This is a genomic window from Lentzea sp. NEAU-D7 (assembly GCF_026242055.1).
In the GTDB taxonomy this organism is placed as follows: domain Bacteria; phylum Actinomycetota; class Actinomycetes; order Mycobacteriales; family Pseudonocardiaceae; genus Lentzea.
The window spans coordinates 14294-30048 of sequence record NZ_JAPJDL010000034.1 but is presented as its reverse complement, the minus strand read 5'-3'; the positions used below and the strand labels follow the sequence as shown (position 1 = coordinate 30048).

Sequence of the window (15755 nt, the reverse complement as noted above, 5' to 3'; positions counted from 1 at the left end):
TACCAGCGGATACCCGAATGCGGCAGACGTCACCCTCGATACCTGTTACCCAAGGTAACACTTATCGTCCGCTGATCCGAGCCTTCATCGCGGCAAGCCTCGCAGCGAACTCTGGAGTGTCGATCGAAGCGACCTGTGGGATCAGCTCGAGCGCGACCGCTTCCGCGTGGTCGTGCATTGCATCGGTCGCCCGCATCGTGGCCTTGATCGTCCGGACGAGTTCCGCAGGAGCCTCGGCAGAGGCCCGCGCCAGCTCCTTCGCCACTGACAGTGGGTCTTCGGCCCTGGCGTAGGCGAGTCCGTGCGCGACGGCCTGGTCGGCGTCGAGGATCTGCCCGAACAACGTCATCGCCGTGGCGGTCTGCGGCCCGGCGATCCGTTGCAGCATCCACGTCATGCCACCACCGGGGTGGATGCCGAGCTGCAGGAACCGTGCGTCGAACCGCGCCTTCGGCCCGGCGATCCGCACGTCCGCGGCCAGCGCGAGGTTGAGCCCCGCGCCGACCGCCGCCCCGTTGACCGCGGCGATCGTGGGGATCTTCGCGTTGGCCACGGCGAGAAAGCCCTGGTAGATCCGCTTGAGTCCCTCGTCCTTGGAGTTGCCGAGCTGCGTGAGGTCCGCCCCGGCGCAGAACGCCGGCGGAGCACCTGTGATGACCAGCGCGTTGGCTTCCCGTTCCGCTTCCGCGACCTTGTCCGCGAGCTCCCGCGACAGGTCGACGGTCAGTGCGTTGCGCCGCTCCGGATCGTTGATGGTGATCACGGCGACGGAATCGTGGTGCTCCAGCAGAACCTCAGCCATGCCCCGCACCCTAGGGCGCGATCGGCCGGTCCAGGAGCCGGGACAGCACAACCGTCGACACGGTCCGGTCGATGATCTCGACGGCCCTGAGCCGTTCCAGCGCGGTCTCGAGGTGGTGGATGTCCGCGGCCCGCAGGTGCACGATCGCGTCCGCGGCCCCCGACACCGTGTAGGCCGCGCTGACCTCGGCCATCGGCTCCAGCCGGTGCTGGATGTCGTGCGGCGCGACGTTGCCCTTGCAGTGCACCTCGACGAAGGCCTCGGTGCCCCACCCCAGCGCCTCCGGGTCCACCACCGCCGTGAACCCGCGCAACACCCCCGTGTCCAGCAGTTTGTCGACCCGCCGCTTCACCGCGGGGGCACTCAGCCCCACCTCCTTCCCGATCTCCGCGTAGCTGGAACGGGCGTTGGCCATGAGGCACGAAATGATTCGCTGGTCGATGCTGTCCACACGCAACATTCTGCCCTAGTTAACGCAATGTCGCGGCGTTGATCGATGGTCTAACAGCCCTTTACATTTCGATCCATGACCGTATCCATCTCCGGGCCCGGCGAGCCGATCACGCTCGACATCGCCGCACCCCTCGCGCCGACGCGCATGCCGACGACCCGTCGGTACCTCATGTGCCCGCCGACGTACTTCACGGTGGAGTACGCCATCAACCCGTGGATGGATCCCACTCAGCCCACCAGCACAACGCTGGCCGTGGAGCAGTGGACCGCGCTCAAGGAGACCTACGAACGCCTGGGCCACGACGTGCAGGTGATCGACCCGGTCCCCGGCCTCCCGGACATGGTCTTCTCGGCCAACAGCGGCACCGTCATCGACGGCCGAGTCCTCGGCTCCAGGTTCAGGGCCTCCCAGCGCTCGGCAGAAGCCGACCACTTCCGCCGCTGGTTCCTGTCCTCGGGCTACAACTCGGTCGTCATGCCCACCGCCGTGAACGAGGCAGAGGGCGACTTCACCTGGACCGGCTCCCTGCTCCTCGCCGGCACGGGCTTCCGCACGGACCCAGGCGCACACTCGGAGGCGCAGGAGGTCCTCGGCGTCCCGGTCGTGTCCCTGCAGCTGGTCGACCCGCGCTTCTACCACCTCGACGTGGCCTTGTTCATGCTCGACGACCAGTCCCCGTCACCCCTGGTCGCCTACTACCCGGAAGCCTTCTCGCCGGGTTCCCAGCAGGTCCTCCGCCGCCTCTTCCCGGACGCCGTGATCGCCAACGACGACGACGCCGTGTGCCTCGGCCTGAACGCGGTGTCCGACGGCAAGCACGTCGTCATGCCGGTGGAGGCCACTCATCTCGCCGAGCAGGTGGCGCGGCGCGGGTTCGAGCCCGTGTTCGTGGACATCTCGGAGCTGCGCAAGTCGGGCGGCGGCCCGAAGTGCTGCACGATGGAACTGCGCGGCTGACCTCGCCCACGCAGTGCCGTTCCGCAGTTCCTGCGTGAAGGCCATGTATGCCGGTTGACCTGCTCCGATGCTGCCAACGACGTCAGCGCCGCAGGTCACCGTCTGCCGCTTCGTGCGGCGGTCCGCCACGGCTCACGGAACATGCACGGAACAAGAAACGCCCCGAGCAAGATCATTGCTCGGGGCGTTCTCATATGAGCCTACCTGCCAAAACGCTGCTCACTCGGCGTCGCCGCAGTTCCCCCGGTTGGTCCTGTTCGCGTCGATTTGGCCGACACCTTCAGCGCGACGTCCCGTGCTTTCGGCGCTGACGCGATCATCGGACGACGTGAGGGGGACGTCTGATGTCCGGGCGAGAGCAACAGGAGTACGCGGCTTCGTTGAGGGTGTTCAGCGAGTCGCTGACATCGGCGGATCTCGTCGCGGTGCTTGGCGACCCCACCGAGGGCTACGACATCGGCGACTTGGTGAGTCCACGTCGCTCTGACGGCCGTCGTCGGACGAGTTCTCACTGGTCGCTCAAGAGTGCTGCGCCGCGTATACAGCCACTCGACGAACACGTTGCTCCCGCTCACGTCCCGGTCCTCGAACGACTCACACGCTCTGCAGCGGCGGATACGGATCGTCGGGTGCAGGCGGGGGAGTGAGCTTGGCGTTGAGCGCCTGCGCTTCCTCGAGCTGGTCTTCCAGGGTGACGATGCGGCACGCCGCATCCAGTCCCGTGCCCTGGTCGACCAGTGCGCGCACGCGGGCGGCAAGGCGCAGTTGGTGGCGGCTGTACCGGCGGTGCCCGCCGGCTGAGCGCTGGGGCTCGATGAGCTTCGCCTCGTCGAGGCTGCGCAGGAAGTTCGCCGTCGTACCGAGCAACTCCGCGGCCCGGCCCATCGTGTAGGCGGGGTAGTGCTCGTCGTCGAACTTGTCCGCTGCGCTCTGCGGTTCGTTGTTCACAGATTCATTGCTGCCTGGGGTCATCGCGCCTCCGCATCACGAGGGGCCCCGGTGCAGTAGCACCGGGGCCCCAAGGGTTGTTGGGTTTCACTTCCACCTAGCCGACCGTGAGATCGGCATCCTCTTTCCGCATGCCCCGTACTGCGAGCGGGCGTTGCGGGGATCGCGTGTGCGTAACCGAAGACCACCTTCCAATCTGATGGAACCGCGGTACCCGTCCGGCCGAGTTCAGCCGAAGGCGGGCGATCCGATGGTGTGCAACCCTTCCCTTCTCCTCTGAGTACTGACCTTCTTCTCACGTGGCTGTCGGCACCGGACCTCTTGCACATGCCGGGTTCACCTCACCGACCGCCCCTGGTCACCTGCCAGAACCCCTTCCACTGATCGGCTCCGGCACATCTGACCGTCTTGCACTTGCGACTTGCACTTTCAACTTCGGAACTGCGACTTGCACTTGCTGGTCACGCGGTCGCCGGCTCCGGGGTCTTGCACTGCGTCCGGTCTTACCTGCCGACTTCCCTTGGTCTACTGCCTCGAGCCCTTAGAACGACGAGCTCGGGCACTCCTGACCGTCTTGCTTCACGGGTAGTTCGTCATCTCCCGTGTCATGTTCTCTCTCGTCCAACGAGGAGAAGATTACCCACACCTGCCGGACAATGTCTACTCCCGTCACCACAGATTTCCTCGATCGGGTGATGCAGCTGTGCTGACCTGGCCTGACACGCCCAAGGCCGCCTTCCCGCAGGGAGGCCGTGGCACCGGTTGCTGGAGGAGCACCCGGAAGTCCGCGAGCTCTCGGAGACGCTGCGGGGGCCTGCCGATGCACTCGTCGGAACAGCAGGGCAGCAGGTTCTGCACGACGGGCGCCGTGGCTCGCAAGGGCGAGAACATCCGGCAGCGGCATGAGAGCTTCGGCCAAGCACCCGATAACGGAGGCAGGTGAGACTGGGAGGTGCTCGCCGAGTTCCTCCGAACCCCCGTCGAGATGCATCTGCAGGCCGAGGCGCTGCGGTTGGAGTACCGCGCGGGCAACCTGGCCGGGTTGCCGACGCTGGATACCGATGTCGACGAAGGCGCGGCTCACCGATCTCGTGGTGTTGTGCTCGAACTGCCACCGCATGATCCACCGCGGCAAGGAGTGGATCACGCCGGAGGAACTGCGCCGCAAGATCAAGCGCTAGAGGCCCAGCTCCCACCGCACGAAGCGCATCGTCGAGGCGAAGCCCGCCCGCTCGAAGATGCCGAACGCCCCAGTGGAGTTCTCCGAGTCCACGCTCAGCAGCGCGCGGTCATAACCCTGCGACGCGGCCGCCCGAAGCGCATGGCCAAGCAGAGCGCTCGCAACGCCACGGTTCCGATAGCCGGGCAACGTGCCGATGACCATGAAGTGCGCGTCACGAACCCCGGTGGCCTCCGTGTCGGCCTCCCAGTTCATCGTCACCAGAAGGCCTGCCGCCACCCCGCCGGCGTCGCGCCACAGGAAGCTGGCGGAGGGCCGGAACGTCTGGTTGGTCACCTTGTTCTTCCACAGCTCTAGCGGCATCGGCGTCGAGCCCCAGTTCTCGCGGTACGCCTCGTTCCGCACGTGCCGGAACTCCTCGTCGGTCGCCTCCGACCACGGCTCGATCCGCGGGTCGTCGGACGGCCCGACGTCGCGGAGCGCGTGCTCCATGCGCTGGAAGTAGCGGACCGGGGTGAAGCCGGCGGCGCCGAGGAGTTCGGGCAGGCCGGAGATGTGCTCGGCCTTGTGGACGTTGATCGCGAGCCGCAGCGCCGGGTGGTGCAGCTCGTGCAGGACGCGAGCCGACTCGATGCCCGCCCGCACCAGCCGGGTGCCGACGCCCTGGCGGCGGTACGACGGGTGGACGCCGCCGTCCAGGGAGACGCGGTGGACCTCCGAGGCGGTCGGCCGGTACTGGATCTTCATGTAGCCGATCATGAGATCGCCGTCGAAGGCCGCGAGGCTGCCGCGTTCCAGGTCCGCGTACGGGTCGACCAGCTCGGTGAGGGTGTCCTCCGCCGTGTAGTTCTCGCCGATCTTGTCGACGGCCTCGATCGCGTTGAGGAGGTCGGCTGACGTCTGGGCGTCGTCTCGGGTGAGCGGGCGCCACGTGAGGCCTTCGATCATGGGCGGAACGTAGCCAGGCTCGCGCGGGCTGTCGCCTCAGTTGTCTGGTCCGCGGCGAACTGGCCACAGGGCCAAGGCGCTCGAGCAAAAACGCAACAGTTAACCCACAACATCGGGTGAACCGGACGGGCCGCTCCTCCGTACCCCTCGTCAGACCCAGAAAAACGCTGTCCAGCGATCAAGTCCCCGCAGGTCAGCACCCCGCACCCCAGCAAAGCTACGAAGCGTGACGGCATCACTCGATCGCGTGGTCGTGGACGTAACCCATAACGAGAGCCGGACTAGCAGCGAACTAACAGACAGCTCCGCCAGTTCGTCAGGAGACAACGATGAACTTACGCAGGACTCACGCGGCTAGTTGACTGTCTGTCAGCAACGGATAGCCCAGCTCATCGGAAACGTGACGAGAGTCACCCATCGGGCGCTCAGGCTTGCCTGCGCTCGTGACGCGAGGTTACGTTCTCGCCCGCCGATAACGGTTTGGTCACCGGCAGGACACAGGACCCCTGGTAGTCAGGGTCCGAAGTCCGGCTCGGAATCCCCCGCCGAGACAGCCCGGTGGCCAAGCTCCCCGACGCAGGAGGCTCCCCCTTGGCCCGGCACAGCAAGGCCGATGGCCGAACCGTGTACACGGTCGTGCCCAGACAAGAAGTCAAGCCCGGCGCTCACCGCGTCGAGGACGACAAGGTCCCGCTTGCCCACCGTGTGAGCGCGATCGTCGTCGCCGCAGGTGTCGCCGCCGGCACCGCGGCCATCGCCAACGCCGCCACCAGCGGTCCTTCGACCGAACTCGCCGCGGGTGCGGCCGAGCTGGGCGCTGTTCCCGACCAGCAGGCCAAGACCATCCAGACGGTTCACGACGTGAACCCGGGCAGCCAGGTCGGTCGTCTTCTGCAGTTCCAGCAGATGTACGCGCAGCAGACGTTCGAGCAGGCCACGAAGGTCGCCGCGGACGCCCACGCCCAGCGCGAGGCCGCCGCCAAGGCCGAGGCCGAGCGTCAGATCGAGATGCGCAAGCCCGCCAAGCAGCGCGAGGTCGAGGGCTGGATCAAGGAAGCCATCAAGATCCTGCAGGCCAACGGCACCAACATCGACAACGGCTCCATCGACGAGATCTACACGATCATCATGAAGGAGTCGAACGGCAACCCCAACGCCGTCAACAACTGGGACTCCAACGCGCTGCGCGGCACGCCGTCCAAGGGCCTGATGCAGTGCATCGACCCGACGTTCCGCGCGTACAAGCTGGCCGGGTACGACAACATCCTCGCGCCGGTCGACAACATCATCGCGGGTGTCCGCTACACCTACGCGCGCTACGGCGGCTTCCACAACCACCCGGGTCTGGTCTCCATGAACCTCGGCGGCGGGTACCGGGGGTACTAAAGGAGCGGAATACGCCGTGTCGGGGTGCGGGAAACCTATCGGCGGACGATGCTGTCAAACAGGTTCACCCACAAGCATGGCGGCCCTAGCGGGCACACGCCCGGTAGTGCTCCCATCGAACGCGATCCCCGAACGCAGGGAGTGGCCGATGAACGAGCAACAGGCACGCAACGACGAGCTGGAGAAGATCCGCTCGGAGGCGACGAGTTGGCTGGCCAAGATGGCCAAGGCCCAATATCGTCCCAACGTCGAGCAACGCAGGCCTGAGCACGACGCCATGACACCCGCGAAGAAGTAGCCAGAAAAACGACAGAAGCGCCCCGGCCGAGGCCGGGGCGCTTCTGTTCGTCCGAGGTGGGGACGACCAGCGCCACGCTCACAGGGGAGGAGCCTCCTGCTGGAACGCGGCCCACAGGAGCTTCAGCGGGTGGTCCGCCGGGTGCTTCGCGAGCGCGTCGGTCCGCGCGAACACGCCCACGAGCCGTTCCAGCGAGTCGTCGGCGAGCTGGACCACGCGCAGGCCGCTGCCCTCGCGCAGTTCGTTGTTCGCCGCCACCACCCCGAGGCCGGACGTGACGATCATCGCGCCCTTGACCAGGTTGGAGCGGAGCAGGGAGATGCCGTACTGGATCTCGTCGATCTCCGCGGCGATGTCGAGGCCCTGCCGGTAGTCGGGGCCGAACCAGCCGCGCAGGAACTCGGCGATCAGTCCGGCGCCTGGCACGACCAGCGGCACCGACCGCAACGCTGGCACGCGCACGCGGTCCCCGACGACCGTCTCCGGCAGGTTCGTCAGCAGGGCGAGGCCGCCCCTCCGCCACTGGATCACCTCGAACTCGGGGCGTTCCCAGCCCTGGCCGGCCCGCGTCACGACGCTGCCGCAGACGACGTCGACCTCCTGCGTCTCCAGCTTCGTCCAGATGTCCTTGGTGCGGATGTGCACGACCTTGAGGTCCACGTCGCGCTCGCGGAACTCGTCCGCCACGTGGTGCCACGCCTTCGCGAGCGTGTCCAGCATGTATCGCGTCGTGCCGACGGTGACGGTCGTGCCGAGCTTGCGGCGGCACTCGTGAATTCCGTCCAGCCACTCCGCGAGCGTCTCCCGCGCCAATTCGACGAGTGACTCACCAGTCGGCGTGAACAGCACGTCTTTTCCGCGGCCCTGCTTCACCACGAGTGCTTCGCCGCACAGTTCCAGGAAGTTCCTGTTCAACGTGTCGAGCTGCTTCTGCACACTCGACTGCTCACGTCCCAGCGCCCGCGCCGCGCGTAGGGCCGAACGGGTCTCGTGCACCGTGAGGAGGGTCCTGAGCTGGTCCATCGTGGTATCCAGTAGTGCACCGGGCATGTTCAGCAAACGGTGCAGCGAGGTGCTGGTGGGGAGCACCAACTGGGACGAGCCGGACATCGGGACCTCTCTTGTGTTCTGTCGATCAGTTGAACTGAACTTGACCGCATTTCGCCGACAAATTATCTGCAGATCCTGTTGGCAAATCCCTGGACACTTATCTCGCGGTGTACAAAACTATCTGCGGCGACCACGCGTGGGAGCCGATTCCGGGGGGAATCATTGGGGGGTGGGGGTCCGCCAGGCGCGAGCCGGCGGGCCCCCAAGTATTACCCTCGCCAGTTGTGACGGCTTCCGCTCGCCTGGAATGGGGCACCACCTACCAGGTCACCGTGCTCGAACTCGGACTCGCCTGCTGCGGGGTCGAAGTGATGGCAGCTCTCGACCGCCTTCCCGACCTCGGCGTCACGCCGGTCGACGGCGCCGGCGAGGCGCACGTTCTCGTTGTCTCCGGCACGGTCACGGACGTCATGTTGCCCGCTGTCCTCCACAGTTACGAGGCCATGCCCGAACCCCGCTACGTGATCTCCGTGGGCGCCTGCAGCAACACGGGTGGTCCGTACTGGGATTCCTACAGCGTCACCAAGGGGATCGACCAGGCCCTGCCGGTCCACGTCGCCGTCCCCGGTTGCCCGCCGCGACCCGAAGCACTGCTCGAAGGCCTGAAGGCACTGCACGAGCTGGTGAACGCGTGACGACCCCCAAGACGGCCTTCGGCCAGACCGTCCACCACGTGGAGCTCGCCGACTGGCTCGCCACGGCCGCGGCCCACCACGCCGACGGCTGCGTGATGTTCGACTGGCTCGGTGTCGAGGACGCGGGCCGGCCGGGTGCGGCGGGTCAGCGCCACGCGGTGTTCCTGCACGTGATCAACCCGCGGACGCGCGAGGGCGTGATGCTGCGGACCGAGATCACCGAGGCCGACGCGCTGCCGAGCGTCGCGCACCTCTGGAAGGGCGCGCGGTGGCACGAGCGCGAAGCCGCGGAGATGTTCGGCGTCGCGGTCGACGGCGAGCCTGAACACCTGCTGCTCCCGGACAGCTTCCAGGGCCACCCGCTGCGCAAGGACTTCGTGCTGGCTTCTCGCGTCGTGCGCCCCTGGCCGGGCGCGCTGGAGCCCGGCGAGGACAACACGAGCGCCCCGAGCCGCCGCCGCACCGCACCACCTGGCGTTCCGGACCCGTCCTGGGGCCCGCGCCGTGAAGAGGAGAGCACGTCGTGACGAACCTTCCACCGCGCACGAGGGGCGTCATCGCGCTGCTGGAGGCCAACTGCACGGTCTGCATGATCTGCGCGCGCGAGTGTCCTGACTGGTGCATCCACATCACGTCGCACACCGAGGTCGAGCAGCAGCCCGGCAGCGCCCGCCCGCGCAGCCGCAACGTGCTCGACCGGTTCGCGATCGACTACGGCCAGTGTCTCTACTGCGGCATCTGCGTCGAGGTCTGCCCGTTCGACGCCCTGCACTGGGCGCCGGAGTTCGGCTATCCGGGCACGGGCTCGATCGACGGCGAGGGTGCCGTCGCGGAGCTCGTCCACGAACGGGACGTGCTGTCCACGTGGGTCGAGAAGGTGCCGCCGCCACCGCCGCTCGACCCGGCCGCGGAGGCCGCGCCCGAAACGGCGACAGGAACCGGACGGCGGCCTGGTTCGTTGAGGGGTAGGACGTGAAACCCGGAGGCGAAAACCGTGCACAAGCACTTCAACGGGTTGAAGACGGCCGTGCTGCTCGGCGGGATGAGCGCGCTGATCGTGCTGGTCAGCAGCTTGTTCGGCCGGACGGCACTGGTCATCGGCCTGGTGTTGGCCTTGGGCGTGAACGCCTACGCGTACTTCAACTCGGACAAGATCGCGCTGCGCGCGATGCGGGCGGTGCCCGTGTCGCAAGTGGAGCAACCAGTGCTCTACGCCATCGTGCGTGAGCTGTCGCAGAAGGCGCGCCAGCCCATGCCCAGGCTCTTCCTGAGCCCGACGGTCGCGCCGAACGCGTTCGCGACGGGCCGCAACCCGCGCAACGCGGCCGTCTGCTGCACCACGGGCATCCTCGACCTGCTCGACGAACGCGAGCTGCGCGCCGTGATCGGCCACGAGCTCGCGCACGTCTACAACCGCGACATCCTGATCAGCTGCGTGGCCGGCGCGCTGGCGGGCGTGATCACGATGCTCGCCAACCTGGCCCTGTTCGCCGGGATCTTCGGCGGCGGCGACTCCGACGACGACGGCCCCGGCCCGCTCGGGCTGCTGCTGATCGCGCTGCTCGGCCCGATCGCGGCGACCGTCGTGCGCCTGGCCGTGAGCCGCTCGCGCGAGTTCCAGGCCGACCAGTCGGGTTCGGAGCTCACCGGCGACCCGCTGGCGTTGGCCTCAGCCCTGCGCAAGATCGAGCTGGGGACGCGGGCGGCGCCGCTCGCACCGGAACCGGAGGTGGTGTCGCAGAGCCACCTGATGATCGCGAACCCGTTCCGTTCGGGGGAACAGCTCGCGAAGTGGTTCTCGACCCACCCGCCGATCGCCGACCGCATCCGCAGGCTCGAGGAGATGGCGCGCAGGGCCGGTTAACGCCCTGCCTTCGCCACGGCCATGAGGTACTCGCCGTACCCGGACTTGCCGAGCTTCTCGCCGAGCGCGTAGCACTCCTGCGCGGAGATGAAGCCCATGCGCAGCGCGATCTCCTCAGGACACGCGATGCGCACGCCGGTCCGGTGCTCCAGCACCTGCACGAACTGCCCGGCCTCGAGCAGCGAGTCGTGCGTGCCGGTGTCGAGCCACGCGAACCCGCGGCTGAGGTCCACCAGCTGAGCCCGGCCCTCGCGCAGGTAGGCGAGGTTGACGTCGGTGATCTCCAGCTCGCCGCGCGGCGACGGCTTGAGCTGCCGCGCGATGTCCACCACACCGTTGTCGTAGAAGTAGAGCCCGGTGATGGCCCGGTTCGACTTCGGCTTCGCGGGCTTCTCCTCGATGGACAACAGCTTGCCCGTCGCGTCGACCTCGCCCACGCCGTACCGCTCGGGGTCCTTCACCTGGTAGCCGAACAGCACGCAGCCGTCCAAAGAGGACGCGTGGTGCTGCAGCGTGGTGGAGAAGCCCTGGCCGTAGAAGATGTTGTCGCCCAGCACCAGCGCCACGTCGTCGTCACCGACGAAGTCCGCGCCGATGAGGAACGCCTCCGCGAGCCCGTTCGGGGCGGCCTGCTCCGCGTAGGAGAAGGCCATGCCCCACTGGGTCCCGTCACCGAGCAACCGCCGGAACAGCGGTAAGTCGGTCGGCGTGGAGATGATCAACACCTCGCGGATGCCGGCCAGCATGAGCACCGACAGCGGGTAGTAGATCATCGGCTTGTCGTACACCGGCAGCAGCTGCTTGGAGACGGCCTGCGTGATCGGGTGCAGGCGCGTCCCGCTGCCACCGGCGAGGACGATGCCCTTCACCGGTAGTTGGTGAACTGGAGGGCGATGCCGAAGTCGGAGTTCTTCAGCAGTGCGATGACGTCCTGCAGGTGGTCCTTCTTCTTGCCGGACACCCGCAACTGGTCGCCCTGGATCTGCGCCTGAACGCCCTTGGGCGCCTCGTCGCGGATCTTCTTGGCGATCTCCTTGGCCTTCTCGGACGTGATGCCCTGCACGAGGTTTCCCGTGACCTTGAACACCTTTCCGGAGATCGCGGGCTCGCCCACCTCGAACGCCTTCATCGAGATGTTGCGCTTGACCAGCTTCTCCTGGAAGACGTCGATCGCCGCCTTGCAGCGCTCCTCGGTCTCGGAGGTGAAGGTGATCGCCTCCTCGCCGGCCCAGGCCACTGTGGTGTTGGTCCCGCGGAAGTCGAAGCGGGTACTCAGCTCCTTCGAGGCCTGGTTGAGCGCGTTGTCGACCTCCTGCCGGTCCACCTTGCTCACCACGTCGAACGACGGGTCCGCCACGACTTCACTCCTCAACGATCTCGGGATCACAGCCAGCGTCGATGCTACTGGGGGACCCCGATTTGGGGCCTCCCGAAGGGGTTATGTATTGTTCTGCCCGCACCGTTACGGCGGTGTGGGGCGGGTTGCCCGAGCGGCCAATGGGAGCGGACTGTAAATCCGTCGCGAAAGCTACAGAGGTTCGAATCCTCTACCCGCCACGCAAGACTGATGGGCCTCTGACCGACAGGTCAGGGGCCCATCGTCGTACCGACGTAGCGGACCGAGGGGGATCTCAGTGCGTGCGCAGATGGCAACAGAGGCCGGCAGAACGACGGCGCCGAGCGAGGACCGGGCGCTCGTCGGCCCGAACCTGCTCGCCGTGCTCGACGGCGTGACGGCCAAGCCCGAGACCGGGTGCGAGCACGGTGTCGGCTGGTTCGCCGACCAGCTCTCCGGCGAGATCCTGCGGTTCGCGCACCTGGAACCCGGCGTGGCGCTGGCGAAGGCCGTCGAACAGGCCGCTGAGCTGCACTCCGGCACCTGCGACCTCGATCATCCGGACTCGCCGAGCGTGGCGATCGCGATGGTGCAGACCAAGGACGACGTGCTGCGGTACCTGGTGCTCGGGGACGCGACCGTCGTGGTCGACACCAAGCGCGAGTTGCTCGTGGTGACCGACACGCAGACGAAGCGCACGGCCGGTGCGAAGGTCGCTGACGTCGAGCACGCGCTGACGGGCGAGGTGCCGTTGCAGGACGTGCGCCGCGTCGCGATCCTGTCCGACGGGGCCGCGCGGGCCGTCGACCTGTTCAACCTCTTCGATTGGCGTCAGGCGCTCGAACTGATGGCGGCGAACGGCCCGGACGACCTCATCCGCAGAATGCGCGCGGTCGAAAAGGAAGACGCCAAGGCCGTCGAATGGCCGCGCAAGAAGATTTCCGACGACGCGACTGTCGTGTACTTCGACCGGTGACGGTCGGGCTCTTCGCGCTCGGCGTGGCCATGGCGGTCAGCTCGTTGCCGGGCTACGGGTGTGCGTGCAGGGGATAGGTGCGGTTCGAGTTCTTCGAGGCGCAAGGGGAGCGCCTCACGGTTGCCGTGATGCACCACGGGGTTTCGCTCGCCTGGAAGTGGGACAGCGGTCACGGGGAGCTCGAGGACGACGCGGGTGCGGCTCGGATCCTGCTGGCCGGGCGGACCCGCAGCAAGCAACGGATGGACGTGGCTCGCCTGCCCGGACCTCTCAGGATCCGTGTGCGGGAGGCGGCCAAGGCCCGCGGTCACGTCCTGCCGGACTGGGCGGAGCGCCTGCTGCTCAATGCCTGGGCGCGGGCTCGACGCCTCGGCGGCGTGCGATCGCCCGCATGTTCTCCTCGCCCCAGTTGCCCAGCGCGTCGAGCGCCTCGTTCAGCCTCACTCCCAGCGGCGTCAGCGAGTACTCGACGCGTGGCGGGACCTCGTGGAACACCTCGCGGTGCACGATCTCGTCGGCCTCCATCTCGCGCAGCACCTGGATCAGCATCTTCTCGCTGATGCCGGACACGGACCTGCGCAGTTCGCCCGTGCGCTTGGGGCCGTGGTGCAACGCCCAGAGGATCAGGGCCTTCCAGCGGCCACCGATCACGTCGATCGCCGCGTCGAGGCCGCACGAGTACTGTCGTGGCTTCATGCTGGATCCTTACCAAAAAGTGGGTACCTGACAAAATAGTAGGTACTTGTCGATCCGCCAGTGTCGGAACGAGCATTCACGGCATGGGGATCAAGAAAACCGTGAGCGTGCTCGGCCTCGGCCGGATGGGCAGCGCGCTGGCGAAGGCCCTGGTCGGCCAGGGCTACGAAGTGACCGTGTGGAACCGCACGCCCAAAGCACTGCCCAACACCAGAAGTGTTGCCACGCCTGAAGAGGCGTTCGAAAGCGACGTCGTCGTCACCTGCCTGTCCACGTACGACGTTCAGCAACCGTTGCTCACCAACGGGATCAAGACGCTCGTCAACCTGACGTCCGGCACGCCGGAGCAGGCCCGCGCCACCGCGGAGTGGGCGAAGACCAACGGTGTCGAGTACGTCGACGGCGTGATCATGGCTGTACCGCAGCAGATCGGCACCGAGCAGGCGAGGATCCTGTTCAGCGGCAGCGAGAACCACCACGTGCTGCACGCGTTCGGCGAACCCGTGTACGTCGGGGAGGACGCGGGGCTCGCCGCGCTCCACGACCTGGCCCTGCTCGGCATCATGTGGGCCACGTTCGGCGGCTACCTGCAGGCGATCGCGTTGATGGGCACCGAGGGCGTCGAGCCGGCCCGGTTCACGCCGATGGCCATGAGCTGGCTCAGCGAGATGAGCACCCTCCTGCCCGAGATGGGCGAAGAGGCGCAGACCAGGCAGTACGAGACCGAGGTGTCCGCCTTGGACATCAACGTGGCCGGGCTGCGCATGCTCACCGAGGCCAACCGCGACCAGGGCCTCGACACCACCCTCCCGCAAGCCCTGCACGACCTGTTCGAACGCGCCCAGAGCAACGGCCACGGCGCGCACAGCATCGCGAGTGTCATCGAGGAGATCCGGAAGTGAAGTACCTGGGCAAGAAGGCCGTCGTCACGGGCGGCACGCACGGCATGGGCCGGGCGACGGTCGACAAGCTGATCGAGGGTGGCGCCGAGGTGCTGCTCACGGGACGCAGCACGGAGAAGGCCGAGGGGATCAAGGCCCACGCCGTCGCATCGGACGCGGCGAACCTCGACGACATCGTCAAGCTCGGATCCGAGGTGCGGGAACGGTTGCAGGAGATCGACCTGCTCTTCATCAACGTCGGCTACTCGACGCTGACCGCGTTTCCCGACGCCACCGAGCGCGACTACGACCGCACGTTCGACATCAACACCAAGGGCGCGTTCTTCACCGCGCAGCAGCTGGCTCCGCTCATCAAGGACGGCGGCGCGATCGTCTTCACGACCAGCGTCGCCACGGAGCAGGGCGCGGAGGGGCTGACCCTGTACGCGGCGGCCAAGGCGGCGGTGCGGTCCTTCGCGCGCGGGTTCGCCGCGGAGCTCGCCCCGCGCGGGATCAGGGTCAACGTCGTCAGCCCCGGCTTCATCGACACCCCGTCCATGGGTGTCGTCGGTGCGCCGCCCGAGGTGCTGCAGGAGTTCAAGGAGGTGGGCGACCGCATCACGCCGCTCAAGCGCCACGGCACGATGGACGAGGTCGCGGACGCGGTGCTGTTCCTGGGGTTCGACGCCACCTTCACGACCGGTGCCGAGCTCGCCGTCGACGGCGGACTGGGCCAGGGGATCAACGCCTAGAAAAAATCTTCGGACGACCTGTCACACCTTCGCCGCCCGCCGGGTCGAGAGAGCGGAAGACGACGAGACAGGGAGAACGAAGATGAGGATCGCCAACCCGATCATGTCCGTGCCCGGCGCGATGAAGGCACTGCTGGACCTGTCGGAGGCAGCCGGGAAGACGGGTCTGGACAAGGACTACGTCGAGTTGATCTGCCTGCGCGTCAGCATCATGAACGGCTGCGGCACGTGCATCGACTACCACACCAGGCTGCTGCGCGAGGCGAACGTGGCGGACGAGAAGGTCTACGCCGTCGCGGGGTGGCGGGACGTGCCGTACTACACCGCCGCCGAGAAGGCCGGGTTCGCGCTCGCCGAGCAGGTCACGCACGTGCACGTGAGCGACGACGTGTGGGACGAGGCGGCGAGGCACTACACCGAGGAACAGCTCGCCGGCCTCGTGATCGCGATCGGCGCGATCAACCTGTGGAACCGCATGAACGTGGCCACGGCGCAGAAGGTGGCCTGAGCGAAAAGGTGAAGCCGGCGCGCA

Annotated in this window: 18 protein-coding genes, 1 tRNA gene and 1 pseudogene; 12 read left to right on the top strand and 8 right to left on the bottom strand. The window is 67.3% G+C overall.

Going from position 1 to position 15755, the window contains the following annotated elements:
* Positions 1-61: 61 nt before the first annotated feature.
* The gene (locus ORI60_RS41955) at positions 62-802 is read right to left on the bottom strand and encodes an enoyl-CoA hydratase (RefSeq protein ID WP_266043562.1); all 741 of its coding nucleotides are present in this window, start codon (positions 800-802) and stop codon (positions 62-64) included.
* 10 nt (positions 803-812) lie between these two features.
* Entirely contained in the window at positions 813-1253 is a 441-nt protein-coding gene (locus ORI60_RS41950; RefSeq protein WP_089915782.1) for an Lrp/AsnC family transcriptional regulator, read from the bottom strand.
* 147 nt (positions 1254-1400) lie between these two features.
* On the opposite strand from ORI60_RS41950, the gene ddaH reads away from it, so the two are divergent.
* Entirely contained in the window at positions 1401-2213 is an 813-nt protein-coding gene (gene ddaH / locus ORI60_RS41945; RefSeq protein WP_266043611.1) for a dimethylargininase, read from the top strand.
* 594 nt (positions 2214-2807) lie between these two features.
* Here ddaH and ORI60_RS41940 read toward each other — a convergent pair.
* Both ORI60_RS41940 and ORI60_RS41935 read right to left on the bottom strand, forming a co-directional pair.
* Complete coding sequence (locus tag ORI60_RS41940) at positions 2808-3185, bottom strand: MerR family transcriptional regulator (RefSeq protein WP_416234586.1); 378 nt, start codon at positions 3183-3185, stop codon at positions 2808-2810.
* A gap of 1153 nt (positions 3186-4338) precedes the next feature.
* Positions 4339-5289, bottom strand: a complete 951-nt coding sequence (locus ORI60_RS41935; protein WP_266043560.1) for a GNAT family N-acetyltransferase — start codon at positions 5287-5289, stop codon at positions 4339-4341.
* Positions 5290-6324: 1035 nt separating this feature from the next.
* On the opposite strand from ORI60_RS41935, the pseudogene ORI60_RS41930 reads away from it, so the two are divergent.
* A pseudogene (locus tag ORI60_RS41930) lies at positions 6325-6675 on the top strand (transglycosylase SLT domain-containing protein); the annotation flags it as partial.
* 148 nt (positions 6676-6823) lie between these two features.
* On the top strand, positions 6824-6973 hold the full coding sequence (locus tag ORI60_RS41925) for a hypothetical protein (protein ID WP_266043559.1): 150 nt from the start codon (positions 6824-6826) through the stop codon (positions 6971-6973).
* Positions 6974-7051: 78 nt separating this feature from the next.
* On the opposite strand, the gene ORI60_RS41920 is transcribed toward ORI60_RS41925, so the two are convergent.
* The gene (locus tag ORI60_RS41920; RefSeq protein WP_323056001.1) at positions 7052-7996 is read right to left on the bottom strand and encodes a LysR family transcriptional regulator; all 945 of its coding nucleotides are present in this window, start codon (positions 7994-7996) and stop codon (positions 7052-7054) included.
* A gap of 311 nt (positions 7997-8307) precedes the next feature.
* Between ORI60_RS41920 and ORI60_RS41915 the strand changes: the two genes are divergently transcribed.
* From ORI60_RS41915 to htpX, 4 genes are read left to right on the top strand one after another with little or no spacing between them, the layout of a single operon-like run.
* Entirely contained in the window at positions 8308-8718 is a 411-nt protein-coding gene (locus ORI60_RS41915; protein WP_266043557.1) for an NADH-quinone oxidoreductase subunit B, read from the top strand.
* Complete coding sequence (locus ORI60_RS41910; RefSeq protein ID WP_266043556.1) at positions 8715-9245, top strand: NADH-quinone oxidoreductase subunit C; 531 nt, start codon at positions 8715-8717, stop codon at positions 9243-9245. Before ORI60_RS41915 ends, ORI60_RS41910 begins: the two co-directional genes overlap by 4 nt.
* Positions 9242-9694: a 4Fe-4S binding protein gene (locus tag ORI60_RS41905; RefSeq protein ID WP_030478251.1), complete on the top strand. Its 453-nt coding sequence runs from the start codon at positions 9242-9244 to the stop codon at positions 9692-9694. The genes ORI60_RS41910 and ORI60_RS41905 overlap by 4 nt, the downstream gene beginning before the upstream one ends.
* A gap of 18 nt (positions 9695-9712) precedes the next feature.
* Complete coding sequence (htpX, locus tag ORI60_RS41900; RefSeq protein WP_266043555.1) at positions 9713-10582, top strand: zinc metalloprotease HtpX; 870 nt, start codon at positions 9713-9715, stop codon at positions 10580-10582.
* Here the strand turns inward: htpX and rfbA are convergent.
* Together rfbA and ORI60_RS41890 are read right to left on the bottom strand one after the other, a co-directional pair.
* Positions 10579-11451 carry a glucose-1-phosphate thymidylyltransferase RfbA gene (rfbA, locus tag ORI60_RS41895; RefSeq protein ID WP_266043554.1) on the bottom strand — a complete coding sequence of 291 codons (873 nt, stop codon included), beginning with the start codon at positions 11449-11451 and terminating at the stop codon, positions 10579-10581. The two genes, htpX and rfbA, sit on opposite strands and share 4 nt — an antisense overlap.
* A complete protein-coding gene (locus ORI60_RS41890; protein ID WP_266043553.1) occupies positions 11448-11939 on the bottom strand; it encodes a YajQ family cyclic di-GMP-binding protein in 492 nt (163 codons plus the stop codon). Before ORI60_RS41890 ends, rfbA begins: the two co-directional genes overlap by 4 nt.
* A gap of 119 nt (positions 11940-12058) precedes the next feature.
* On the opposite strand from ORI60_RS41890, the gene ORI60_RS41885 reads away from it, so the two are divergent.
* Both ORI60_RS41885 and ORI60_RS41880 read left to right on the top strand, forming a co-directional pair.
* Positions 12059-12139: transfer RNA gene (locus ORI60_RS41885), tRNA-Tyr, on the top strand.
* Positions 12140-12228: 89 nt separating this feature from the next.
* Positions 12229-12894 (top strand): protein phosphatase 2C domain-containing protein, encoded by a 666-nt coding sequence (locus tag ORI60_RS41880; RefSeq protein WP_266043552.1) that lies wholly within the window; start codon positions 12229-12231, stop codon positions 12892-12894.
* A 342-nt stretch (positions 12895-13236) separates the two neighbouring features.
* Here ORI60_RS41880 and ORI60_RS41875 read toward each other — a convergent pair whose 3' ends face one another.
* A complete protein-coding gene (locus ORI60_RS41875; RefSeq protein ID WP_266043551.1) occupies positions 13237-13590 on the bottom strand; it encodes a winged helix-turn-helix transcriptional regulator in 354 nt (117 codons plus the stop codon).
* Between the two features lie 83 nt (positions 13591-13673).
* On the opposite strand from ORI60_RS41875, the gene ORI60_RS41870 reads away from it, so the two are divergent.
* The 3 genes from ORI60_RS41870 to ORI60_RS41860 all read left to right on the top strand — a co-directional run bounded on the left by ORI60_RS41870 (position 13674) and on the right by ORI60_RS41860 (position 15731).
* Positions 13674-14492: an NAD(P)-dependent oxidoreductase gene (locus ORI60_RS41870; protein ID WP_266043550.1), complete on the top strand. Its 819-nt coding sequence runs from the start codon at positions 13674-13676 to the stop codon at positions 14490-14492.
* Complete coding sequence (locus tag ORI60_RS41865; RefSeq protein WP_266043549.1) at positions 14489-15223, top strand: SDR family NAD(P)-dependent oxidoreductase; 735 nt, start codon at positions 14489-14491, stop codon at positions 15221-15223. Before ORI60_RS41870 ends, ORI60_RS41865 begins: the two co-directional genes overlap by 4 nt.
* A gap of 82 nt (positions 15224-15305) precedes the next feature.
* Positions 15306-15731, top strand: a complete 426-nt coding sequence (locus tag ORI60_RS41860; RefSeq protein ID WP_266043548.1) for a carboxymuconolactone decarboxylase family protein — start codon at positions 15306-15308, stop codon at positions 15729-15731.
* Positions 15732-15755: the final 24 nt, after the last annotated feature.